Annotated in this window: 12 protein-coding genes and 1 pseudogene; 5 read left to right on the plus strand and 8 right to left on the minus strand. The window is 37.2% G+C overall.

What is annotated here, in order from left to right; all coding sequences use genetic code 11:
- Positions 1–23: 23 nt before the first annotated feature.
- Positions 24–644, plus strand: a complete 621-nt coding sequence (lexA, locus tag AC1Q8L_RS24790) for a transcriptional repressor LexA (RefSeq protein ID WP_000413738.1) — start codon at positions 24–26, stop codon at positions 642–644.
- A 91-nt stretch (positions 645–735) separates the two neighbouring features.
- Here the strand turns inward: lexA and AC1Q8L_RS24795 are convergent, their stop codons facing one another.
- The 7 genes from AC1Q8L_RS24795 to hflX form a co-directional block, all read right to left on the minus strand.
- Positions 736–1,539 (minus strand): DUF4097 family beta strand repeat-containing protein, encoded by an 804-nt coding sequence (locus AC1Q8L_RS24795; protein WP_000976232.1) that lies wholly within the window; start codon positions 1,537–1,539, stop codon positions 736–738.
- On the minus strand, positions 1,540–2,082 hold the full coding sequence (locus AC1Q8L_RS24800) for a DUF1700 domain-containing protein (RefSeq protein ID WP_000031386.1): 543 nt from the start codon (positions 2,080–2,082) through the stop codon (positions 1,540–1,542).
- Entirely contained in the window at positions 2,075–2,398 is a 324-nt protein-coding gene (locus AC1Q8L_RS24805) for a PadR family transcriptional regulator (protein ID WP_001102632.1), read from the minus strand. Before AC1Q8L_RS24805 ends, AC1Q8L_RS24800 begins: the two co-directional genes overlap by 8 nt.
- A gap of 618 nt (positions 2,399–3,016) precedes the next feature.
- The gene (gene glnA / locus AC1Q8L_RS24810; protein WP_000092763.1) at positions 3,017–4,351 is read right to left on the minus strand and encodes a type I glutamate--ammonia ligase; all 1,335 of its coding nucleotides are present in this window, start codon (positions 4,349–4,351) and stop codon (positions 3,017–3,019) included.
- Between the two features lie 48 nt (positions 4,352–4,399).
- Positions 4,400–4,789: a transcriptional repressor GlnR gene (gene glnR, locus AC1Q8L_RS24815; protein WP_000656783.1), complete on the minus strand. Its 390-nt coding sequence runs from the start codon at positions 4,787–4,789 to the stop codon at positions 4,400–4,402.
- Between the two features lie 173 nt (positions 4,790–4,962).
- The gene (locus tag AC1Q8L_RS24820; RefSeq protein WP_000460281.1) at positions 4,963–6,234 is read right to left on the minus strand and encodes a methionine gamma-lyase family protein; all 1,272 of its coding nucleotides are present in this window, start codon (positions 6,232–6,234) and stop codon (positions 4,963–4,965) included.
- Positions 6,227–7,501, minus strand: a complete 1,275-nt coding sequence (gene hflX / locus AC1Q8L_RS24825; protein WP_000391412.1) for a GTPase HflX — start codon at positions 7,499–7,501, stop codon at positions 6,227–6,229. Before hflX ends, AC1Q8L_RS24820 begins: the two co-directional genes overlap by 8 nt.
- Before the next feature lie 92 nt (positions 7,502–7,593).
- Between hflX and AC1Q8L_RS24830 the strand changes: the two genes are divergently transcribed.
- Together AC1Q8L_RS24830 and AC1Q8L_RS24835 are read left to right on the plus strand one after the other, a co-directional pair.
- Positions 7,594–8,217, plus strand: a complete 624-nt coding sequence (locus AC1Q8L_RS24830) for a trimeric intracellular cation channel family protein (protein WP_000312267.1) — start codon at positions 7,594–7,596, stop codon at positions 8,215–8,217.
- Positions 8,218–8,316: 99 nt separating this feature from the next.
- Positions 8,317–8,454 (plus strand): hypothetical protein, encoded by a 138-nt coding sequence (locus AC1Q8L_RS24835; RefSeq protein WP_000181505.1) that lies wholly within the window; start codon positions 8,317–8,319, stop codon positions 8,452–8,454.
- A 31-nt stretch (positions 8,455–8,485) separates the two neighbouring features.
- Here the strand turns inward: AC1Q8L_RS24835 and spoVK are convergent, their stop codons facing one another.
- A complete protein-coding gene (gene spoVK / locus AC1Q8L_RS24840) occupies positions 8,486–9,442 on the minus strand; it encodes a stage V sporulation protein K (RefSeq protein WP_000438177.1) in 957 nt (318 codons plus the stop codon).
- A gap of 264 nt (positions 9,443–9,706) precedes the next feature.
- On the opposite strand from spoVK, the gene AC1Q8L_RS24845 reads away from it, so the two are divergent.
- Positions 9,707–10,672 carry a tyrosine-type recombinase/integrase gene (locus AC1Q8L_RS24845; protein WP_000450330.1) on the plus strand — a complete coding sequence of 322 codons (966 nt, stop codon included), beginning with the start codon at positions 9,707–9,709 and terminating at the stop codon, positions 10,670–10,672.
- Positions 10,673–10,785: 113 nt separating this feature from the next.
- Positions 10,786–11,887 (plus strand): annotated as a pseudogene (locus AC1Q8L_RS24850) (collagen-like repeat preface domain-containing protein); the annotation flags it as partial.

The raw sequence follows: 11,887 nt of genomic DNA on the forward strand, positions 1-11,887 counted from the left end.
AAGAAAACGAGGTGTTAGAAAACATGGAAAAGTTAACGAAACGCCAGCAAGACATTCTCGACTTTATTAAGCTAAAAGTACAAGAAAAAGGATATCCACCTTCCGTACGTGAAATTGGTCAAGCAGTCGGCCTCGCTTCTAGTTCTACAGTGCACGGACATTTATCACGATTAGAAGAAAAAGGATACATTCGACGCGATCCAACAAAACCACGTGCCATTGAAATTTTAGGTGAAGACCGAATGGATACGGAAACACAATCTGTTATTCAAGTTCCAATTGTCGGAAAAGTTACTGCCGGTTTACCAATTACAGCGGTTGAAAGCGTAGAGGAACATTTCCCACTTCCAGCTAGTATTGTTGCTGGAGCAGACCAAGTGTTCATGTTACGTATTTCTGGAGATAGTATGATTGAAGCTGGTATTTTCGATGGAGATTTAGTTGTTGTTCGCCAACAACAGTCTGCATATAATGGTGAAATTGTAGTCGCTTTAACAGAAGATAACGAAGCAACTGTTAAACGTTTCTATAAAGAAAAAGACCATTTCCGTCTACAACCAGAAAACTCTTCATTAGAACCTATCATTTTAAAACAAGTGTCAGTTATCGGGAAAGTAATTGGCGTATATCGTGATTTACATTAAAAATAATAAAAAGAAGATAATTACCTTATTTATATACGGTAATTATCTTCTTTTTTGTATTTTGATAGATTTCCATACATTCTATTTCTTATTAACGAGTTTCAATCGTCACATCTCCCGCAGCCGTTTTACCGCTAATCTTTTTACTACCATTGCCAATTGTTACGTTATTATTTTCTTCATTAAAAATTGTTACATCTCCGGCAGCACTTTGCCCAGTAATTACCGCATCTTGTGGTTTTTCCGATAAAGTAATATCTATGTCTCCCTCAGTTGAACTTGCTTCTAGATTATACTTGGAATCATGATCTCGAATATTTATTTCCCCACTTTTTGTTTTTGCGGTCACTTTCCCTAATACCTTCTTAAAGTTCACCTCACCAGCTTTTGTCGATCCTTCCACATTCTTAGCCGTTACTTGTTTCAACTCTACTTCTCCAGCAAGTGTTCTAACACTTACGCTATCACTTTTCACATCACTCATTTCGATTTGTCCAGCAGATGAATTTACTTTTACATCTTGATAAGCGCGTTCAGGCACAAGGAGAGTCAATTTAGACGTTTGAAACCTAAAATCATAAAAAGAAAAATCAAATGAAGCACCTTTTTCTCTTTCCCCAATAATTTTTAATGTGTCACCATCTTCTGCAATACGAATCTCTTGTTTACGTACATCTCCTGATTGCTTTACATAAAAAGAAGAATCAGGAGATTTTTGGATAACAATATCTCCGGCATCTAACTTAACTTCTATATTTTTTAATGTTTCGTTTTTAATTACATCTTCTTTATCGCCTTTTTCAGCAGTTTGTACTGCTTTTTCATATGTTTGGGAAATTCCTATTACTCCAATAATGATACAAGCGATAGCGATTAAAAATAGTTTTTTCATCATTTACTCTCCTTTTATCATTTTGAAGTTCCATATTACATATCGTACACACAATCTCTTAAACCACTTTGTACTATAAAAAGCGATAATACATAACAATAAACCTACTCCAACAAACGTTATACTAACGAAAAGATCCAACCATATAAAAGTACCCATAAATACTTTTCCAATAACGAAAAATGGTGTTACTACACTAGCAATACCACCAATCCAAAAAGAAAATATAAAAGCAACAATTGCGACTAACGGGCCTAACACAATAATAAAATTAAACAAACTAAGTCCAATCGCTGCCATAACAGCTCTTGTCACATTTGAAGTCGATGGATTTTTTTTCATTTCATCGAAGCGATACATCGCAAGTAACTCTTTTGCGATTACTTTCGGAGAACCAAGGCCCTGAATTATTTCTGATTCAGTTTTCCCCTCTTCTAGTCCAAACTGAAAGTGCTCTTCATAATCCAATAAAATATCTTGCCTCTCTTCCTCTGGTAACTTTCTAAGATAACTTGATAATTCTTTAAGAAACCCTTCTTTACTCATCCCATTCCACCCCTTCAATAATTTCTTGTACCCCTTTCGCAAAATCACGCCATTCTGTTACTAACAAATGAAATTGCGTCTCCCCTCGCTCTGTTAATTGATAATATTTACGAGGTGGCCCTTCCGTAGATTCCTTTAAATACGTTTGAAAATACCCTTCTTTCGTCAAACGACGTAATAAAGGGTATACTGATCCTTCCGATATTAAAAATTTATTAGAGATTTGCTGAACAAGTTCATAACCGTAACTATCTTTACGTTTTACAAGTGCTAATACACAAAGTTCAAGCACACCTTTTTTAAACTGAACGTTCAAGTGCCATCCTCCTTCCCTATCTTAGTACTGTTCAATACACGGTACCTGATTTATCCATAATATACCACTTAGTATTGTTTATTGCAAGGTACTAAGCTATATTTATTCCCTAAATTTAGAAAATGAACTAACGAAATTCTGAATAAGACTGTGTTATAACTGAGCATCATTACGTTAATATCATTGAGTAATAATCTGATTCACAAGCCACAAACTTATAGCCTTGCAGATGAGGACATAAAAATCATCGCTCGCGTTGTACAAGGCAGTAAAGAATTATTAAGTTTTAGCACAAGTGATTAAAAAAGATAAGATCAATTCTTTTGAAAAGATTTTCTTAGTAACATGATTCAAAATAACCAAAAACAATCCATTATCTAGTAGTTAACATATCCAATAACTTCACTAAAAAAGCCCTGATACCGTAGTATCAAGGCTTTTTCATTTCACAAATTATATAAAACTTACATTTATCTGATAATGTTTTTCTATGATATCACTACTTGTTATTAATTATTGGCTTTTATGTGGCTGTTTTTCATTTTGCAACCATATAAAATTGTAATAATAGGGAATTAAAAAACCCTTGATACGAGTTGTATCAAGGGTTCAAGCCTCTTAGTAAAGAGACATATATTGATCGCGTTCCCATTGGTGAACTTGTGTTCTAAAGATATCCCACTCAATCTCTTTCGCTTCGATGAAGTGCTCAAGTAAGTGTTCTCCTAGTGCACCGCATACTACTTCATTAGATTGTAATGTAACTAACGCTTGCGCTAATGTTGCTGGTAAGTCAACGATACCTGCTTCTTCGCGCTCTTCTTTTGTCATTACATAGATGTTACGGTCTACTGCAGCTGGTGGAGTTAATTTGTTTTTAATTCCATCAAGACCTGCAGCTAATAATGTAGCCATTACTAAATATGGGTTTGCAGCTGGGTCAACACTACGTACTTCTACGCGTGTACTAATACCACGAGATGCAGGGATACGTACTAACGGGCTACGGTTTTGTGCAGACCATGCTACGTAACAAGGCGCTTCATATCCAGGTACTAGACGTTTATATGAGTTTACAGTTGGATTTGCTATCGCTGTAAATGCTGGTGCATGTTTTAAAATACCTGCGATGAAGTGACGAGCATCATCACTTAGTTGTAAGTCACCGTTTGCATCAAAGAATACGTTCTCACCATTTTTAAATAATGATAAGTTACAGTGCATACCTGAACCGTTCACACCGTATAGTGGTTTCGGCATAAATGTTGCGTGTAAACCATGTTTACGAGCAATTGTTTTTACAACAAGTTTGAATGTTTGAATGTCATCACATGAGCGAATTGCATTTGCATATTTAAAGTCAATTTCATGCTGCCCTGGAGCAACCTCATGGTGAGATGCTTCAATTTCAAATCCCATTTCTTCAAGTTCAAGAACGATATCACGACGACAGTTTTCCCCTAGATCCATCGGCGCAAGGTCGAAGTATCCACCGTTATCGTTTAATTCTAATGTTGGATTTCCTTTTTCATCAACCTTAAATAGGAAGAATTCTGGCTCTGGTCCAAGATTGAAGTCTGAAAATCCTAAAGCTTCCATTTCTTTTAACACACGTTTTAAGTTGTTACGTGGGTCTCCATCAAATGGAGTGCCATCTGCATTGTAAATATCACAGATTAGTCGAGCTACCTTACCTTTTTCAGCTGTCCAAGGGAAAATTACCCAAGTGTCTAAATCAGGATATAAATACATATCAGATTCTTCAATACGTACGAAACCTTCAATCGAAGATCCATCAAACATCATTTTGTTATCAAGAGCTTTCGTTAATTGTCTCACTGGAATCTCTACGTTTTTAATTACCCCTAAAAGGTCCGTAAATTGTAAACGGATATACTTTACATTCTCTTCTTTCGCCAAACGGAAAATATCTTCTTTTGTGTATCTAGACATTATAAATTCCTCCTTAGTCCCTCTAATCGCCTTCAGAATCAGTTATCTTTAGTGAAAAAATCTTGAAATGTCACCTTGTCGCAATGAAGTTCGATTGAATCTACCTGTATGTTGTAATTCATCTCGAAGTATTTTGCGAAGCTCAGTTTTTGAAATTTCTTTCGTTTCTTCTTTTACTTTCACTGCTTCTGTTTGATTTTCTTTCATTAGTAACACTTGCTTAATACCAGCCATATTCAAGCCTTGATCTAACAAATCTTTAATCTCTAACAACTTATCTACATCGTTAAATGAAAATAATCTACGATTCCCCTTTGTACGGGTTGGAGAAACAAGATTATGCTCTTCATAGTAGCGAATTTGACGTGCAGACAATTGTGTTAAATCCATAACAATACCAATTGGAAACAGCGGGGCAGAACGTCTATCTTCTTTCATTTTTCAGTTCCTCCTTCGCCTTAACTGCTTCTCATTTTATAACATGTTATGTTTAGTGTCAATAGATGTTAGCTTTTCTTACATGATTTTTTATAAATTTTTTCATTCTTTTTTCTAATCGCAGAAATCGTTACTTTTATACGAAAAAAGCTGCCGATATCGACAGCTCCCCTTTAAGAAATTGTTAATAAATTCTTTTCAATCAATTCATCAATCGCAGAACAAATCGCAATTTTAACATGCGAATACGTTAATCCACCTTGCACATATGCAACATACGGTGGTCTAATCGGACCATCAGCAGACAATTCAATACTTGCACCTTGAATAAATGTTCCCGCCGCCATAATTACATCATCTTCATAACCTGGCATATAGTTTGCATACGGAGTAAAATGCGAATTAATTGGAGATGCATATTGAATCGCTTGGCAGAAGGCAACCATACGGTCTTTATCATCAAATTGAACAGATTGAATTAAGTCTGTTCTTGGTGCATTCCACGCTGGTGACGTGTTCATTCCTAACTTTTCTAAAAACGCAGCTGTAAAAATTGCACCTTTCAGCGCTTGTCCTGCAACATGTGGCGCTAAGAAGAACCCTTGATACATTTCTTGCAGACTGTATAAAGACGCTCCAGCTTCCGCACCAATTCCCGGAGATGTTAAACGATATGCACACGCTTCAACATAATGTTCTTTACCGACAATGTAACCACCAGTTTTTACAATTCCCCCGCCTGGGTTTTTAATAAGCGAACCCGCCATTAAATCTGCACCAACATGACACGGCTCTTGCTCTTCAATAAACTCCCCATAACAATTATCTACAAACACAACAACATCAGGTTTAATTTCTTTAACAAACGCGATCATCTCTTTAATTTGAGAAATAGTAAACGATGGACGAGTAGCATAACCTTTCGAGCGCTGAATACCGATCATTTTCGTATTACTATGAATCGCTGCTGCAACAGCTTCAAAATCAACAAGCCCACCTTCAGTTAGCGGAACTGCATTGTAACCAATATTATATTCTTTAAATGAACCTACACCTTTCCCACGCACACCAACGATTTCCTCTAACGTATCATACGGTTTCCCAGTAATGTACAATAACTCATCTCCTGGACGTAAAATACCGAATAACGCTGTAGAAATAGCGTGAGTACCTGAAATAATTTGCGGACGAACAAGTCCAGCTTCCGCCCCAAATACATCAGCATACACTTTTTCTAACGTATCACGGCCAATATCATCATAACCATAACCTGTCGTCGGGATAAAATGCGAGTCACTAATTTTATGTTTACGAAAACTTTCTAATACACGAAACTGATTACTTTCAATTACTTCATCCGCACGTTTATGTACTTCTGTAATCTGATTCTCTACTTCTTTTACGATTGGAGCAATTTTTTCTCCATTTTTCAAACGATCAAACATTTTTATTTTCTCCTTCTTCCACTAAAAATCTCTTTAATTGCACATTAAGCGATGAATGAGTAAAAATATACCCTGCACAATCATATACAAATTTATCTTCCAGAAACTCCATCTTTGCTAATAGCGTTTCCGTCTTTAAAAGCGTTAATAACTTACCTTCACTCGGAGGGATTTCTACTCGATAACGATCCATTTCTTTCTTCATTTTCATTTCTATCGCTTCTTTTATACGCAATAAATCACTTTCTTCAAAAGCACTAGTCATTAAGAAATCACTTTTCGGAAACGGAATAAAGTTTTGATGTAATTCATCTTTTTTATTATATAACGTAATAATAGGAATATGATTAATTTCAAGTTCTGATAATAATCGTTTTACTGTTTTTTCATGCCCTATGTAGTTAGGATCCGCAGAATCAACTACATGTAAAATAATATCTGCTTCCCCCGCTTCTTCCAGTGTTGAACGAAAAGCAGCAATTAATGAAGTGGGTAAATCTTGTATAAAACCAACAGTATCAGTTAGTAATACTGTATAACCAGAAGGTAAGGGCATCTTCCTCGTCGTTGGGTCTAGTGTTGCAAACAGAAGGTTTTCTTCAAACGTATTAGCTTCCGTTAATCTATTAAACAGTGTCGATTTCCCTGCATTTGTATAGCCTATTAATGAAATTTGAAATACTTTATTGTCTTTTCTTCTCTCACGATATCTTTTTCGGTGTTCCACAACAACTGCAAGTTGTTTCTTTATTTCATCAATACGCGATCGAATATGACGACGATCCGTCTCAAGTTTCGTCTCACCCGGTCCTCTCGTTCCAATACCACCACCAAGACGTGATAAGGACAACCCTTGCCCCATAAGACGTGGCATTGTATATTGCAACTGAGCTAATTCTACTTGAAGCTTACCTTCCCTCGACTTCGCACGTTGCGCAAAAATATCTAGTATTAGTTGCGTTCGATCAATTACTCTCGCATCTAATACTGAGGATAAATTCCGAATTTGACTCGGCGTTAATTCATTATTAAATATAATAACATCCGGCTCTAATTCTTCAGTTAGCATTGTAAGCTCTTCTAATTTCCCTTTACCTATGTAAGTTGCCGGATGAAACTTTGGTCGTTTTTGCGTTGTTGAAACTAACACTTCCGCTCTCGCAGTCTTAGCTAGTGATGCAAGCTCTTTCATGGAATGCATAAATTTTTCATCATCATCTTGCGGCAATTGACAGCCTACTAATATGACTTTTTCTTTTTCTTCCATCAAATATGTTCACTCATCCTTTTCGAAATTTAAACCTTCTAATATAATAGCAGAGGAAGCACATTTCATCTAGTTAGCGGGGGAGAAAATTCATGGCATGGGAGATTTTTAGCATCATAGGCACAATCGCTTTCGCACTAAGCGGAGCCATTGTTGCAATGGAAGAGGATTATGATATTTTCGGGGTGTATATTTTAGGAATGGCAACCGCATTTGGGGGAGGTGCCCTTCGTAATTTATTAATCGGTTATCCGATTGTCGCGTTTTGGCAACAAGACATGTTATTCCAAATCGCACTTTTATCAATGACTATTATTTTTCTTTTTCCAAATAAGTTAATTAGACATTGGAAAAAGTGGGAAAATATCACTGACGCTATCGGCTTATCAGCATTTGCTGTACAAGGAGCATTATATGCTCAAAAATTAAATTTACCAATTAGTGCCACAATCGTGGCAGCTGTTTTAACTGGTATCGGCGGCGGTATCATTCGCGACCTTTTAGCCCGCAGAAAACCTCTCGTTCTTCGAGCTGAAGTATATGCCTTTTGGACAATTTTAGCAGGTTTCTTAATTGGCGCTCAAATTATTGTTAGCGATTGGGCCCTTTACATTTTATTCATTTTAATTGTTTGCTTCCGCATGGTTTCTATTCATTACAAATGGCATTTACCGCACAGACGTATCGAAACGAAAGAACGTTCAATGCATAAATAGCAATCTAACCTCTTTACATATCGTAAAGAGGTTTTTCTTTTCTAACGATTTTTTCTTTATATAATGTTTATACTAATTTTTAAAGTGAGGTGAATACAAATGACAAACCACGTTAATAAAGGAGCTCAAAAAAGTTCAGTAAACCAATTTGGACACGACCCTAATTCAGCACACGAAAAGAGCGCTAAAATGGAACGCTTCCATAAAGCGCACCAAGAAAAAGCAAAAAAAGAGTAAACGAACTTATACACAAAAATAGACGCACAGTTTATGTACTGTGCGTCTCCTCTTCGAGCATCAAATCCATACTCGATATTCCAATTAAATCATTTTTATCATACGTATCTTCTTGCAACAACCGCATCGCCTGTGTACGAATTGATTTTTCAACAATATTCCGTACATATCGCCCATTACTAAACGATGTAATTTGCGACGAATACTTCACCGCATGTAAATGATCCCTAAATTTCCATTCAGCTTCTTTTGATAACTGATATTCACGATCTTCATACATTCTCTTTCCAATTTCCAATAGCTGATTTACCGAGTAATCCGCAAATTCAATAATAAACGGAAAACGAGATTGCAGCCCTGGGTTTAATGAAAGAAAGTGATTCATCTCTCTTGAATATCCAGCTAAAATCAATACAAAACCATGTTGTTTATCTTCCATATGTTTTACAAGCGTATCAATTGCTTCTTTTCCAAAGTCCTTCTCTCCTCCTCGAGCTAAAGAATACGCCTCATCAATAAACAAAATACCTCCCATTGCTTTTTTTATTAAGTCTCTTGTTTTTTGAGCTGTATGGCCGATGTACTCTCCTACAAGATCAGCACGTTCAGCTTCAACCAAGTGGCCTTTCGATAGAATATTCATCTCAAACAGCAATTTTCCTATCATTCTAGCAACAGTTGTCTTCCCTGTACCCGGATTCCCTTTAAACAGCATATGAAGCACTTGCTTCTCAGACTTCAATCCCTTCTCTTGTCTTTTTTTATTCACATAAATCCAAGCATATATTTCTTTTATTATCTTTTTTATATCATCCATCCCAACAAGCTTCCCCATCTCTTCTTCAATTCTCTGCAGCATTTCATGTTTAATTGTAGTTTCATTTGAAATTACCGTTTTATTTTCTGCAGCTGGCAAAGAAATTTTCTTTCGATGGTTTAACACAATATTAATTTGATTGTTGTTTTTCTTTCGCATCGATTGTTCCATACAATCACCTCATTTTATCCCGCTATTTGCGAGCAGTAAGACTCCCACCTCGACATTCAGCAAACGCTTGGTATTTAAGCGGGAGATAACCGCCCGTAAATGCCCGATTGGTTCAACTAATAATCGCAGAGGATGAACAAAATCCCCACTGATTATAGTTTCACTTTATCCACTCACCAAATATTATTATTCCTGTCCCCCTTGTAAATGCCTATTTTCAGAAAAGTTTGCTATAATATAAGAAATAATTAAGGTGGTGGGACTATGGAGACAACGGAATTCCATGATACAATACAAGCCTTTTCTATTTTTTTATTGAATAAAGGCCGAAAACCCTCAACTATTAAACGTTATGTTTATGACGTTGAAGACTTCGGACATTGGTTAGAAAAAAACAAAAAGCTCCCTTCCAGTAATATATGGGCTACACTTTGTACAAAAGACTACGAAGATTACTTTTCCGATTTAAAAACGAATCGACATTACTCAGAAAAAACGATGCATCGTGTATTTACTGTATTAAATAGAATGCATCACTTTCTAAACATTCCCAATCCATTGAAGAATATGGAAATATCTATTCAACCAGACCGTACACTTCGTAACGAAGATTTCATTTCACCTGATGAAGAAAAAAGATTAAAGTATATAGTCACTTCATTAGAAGGACTTTCAGAAAAACAACTTCCTGTGCGCCCTTTATTAATGGATCGCAATATTGCTATTTTAAATCTATTGATCGACTACGGTTTATCCTTACAGGAACTTACAGCATTAACAATGCATCACGTTCACTTTGAAACTAACACATTGTCAATCCCAGCAACCGCAGGTGTAGAAAGAACAATTACATTAGCAAAAGAAGACAAAAAACAACTATATAATTATTACAAAAGTATCCCAGAACCAGTTCGTCCTAAGTATCATAGTGATGATTCATTGTTTGTCGCATTTGATTTTAACCGTGGAACATACAGGTGGGTATATGAAAATGATGCACCAAAGGCATTAACGGAAATTGCTATACAAAAAATGATTCGCCTCGAAGTGGCTAGAGCCAATTTACGTAAAGGAATTTCAGGACAACATTTTCGTAACACCTATATTTTAAACTTAATAAAAAAAGAAACTCCTGAATCAGAAATTATAAAACTCGCTGGATTCAAATCAAAAATTTCATTAAAGCGATATTATCAATACGCAGAAAATAGAAAAAACGCCTTATTGTAAGGCGTTTTTTCTATTTTTTCTTTAAACAAACGATTTTACTATGACCATTTAACTAATTTCTGCATCTACTATGATGAGTTTCGTTCACATTTTCGTGAGAAAGGAGAGATTTAATGTCTCGTTATAACGACAATCAAAACAAATTCTCCAAACCATGCTTTCCAAGTAGCGCTGGACGAATCCCAAATACTCCATCAATCCCAATTACTAAAGCTCAACTTAGAACATTTCGCGCGATTATTATTGATTTAACAAAAATAATCCCAACACTTTTTGCAAATCCATCTCCCCAAAATATTGAAGATCTAATCGATACATTGAACCTACTAAGTAAATTTATTTGTTCACTAGACGCTACTTCCTCCCTGAAAGCACAAGGGTTAGCTATTATTAAAAACTTAATAACTATATTAAGAAATCCAACCTTTGTAGCAAGCGCTGTATTTATTGAGCTTCAAAATCTCATTAACTATTTACTATACATTACAAAATTATTCCGAATTGACCCTTGCACACTTCAAGAGCTTCTTAAATTAATAGCAGCATTACAAACTGCTCTAGTTAATTCTGCTTCGTTCATTCAAGGACCTACCGGACCTACTGGACCAGCAGGCGCTACTGGTGCTACCGGACCTCGAGGTAACACGGGCGCTACCGGTGCCACTGGACCTCGAGGTAACACGGGCGCTACCGGTGCCACTGGACCTCAAGGTAACACGGGTGCTACCGGCGCTACCGGTGCCACTGGACCTCGAGGTAACACGGGCGCTACCGGCGCTACTGGACCTCAAGGTAACACGGGCGCTACTGGCGCTACCGGTGCCACTGGACCTCGAGGTAACACGGGCGCTACCGGCGCTACTGGACCTCAAGGTAACACGGGTGCTACTGGCGCTACTGGTGCTACTGGTGCTACTGGACCTCGAGGTAACACGGGCGCTACTGGCGCCACTGGACCTCAAGGTAACACGGGTGCTACCGGCGCTACCGGTGCCACTGGACCTCGAGGTAACACGGGCGCTACCGCGGCGCTACTGGACCTCAAGGTGCTCAAGGTAACACAGGTGCTACTGGTGCTACTGGACCTCAAGGCGTTCAAGGTAACACAGGTACTACCGGCGCTACTGGACCTCAAGGTGTTCAAGGTAACACAGGTGCTACCGGCGCTACTGGACCTCAGGGTGTTCAAGGTAACACAGGTGCTACTGGACCTCA

It is taken from the genome of Bacillus sp. GW823-FHT06A11, from assembly GCF_058795355.1.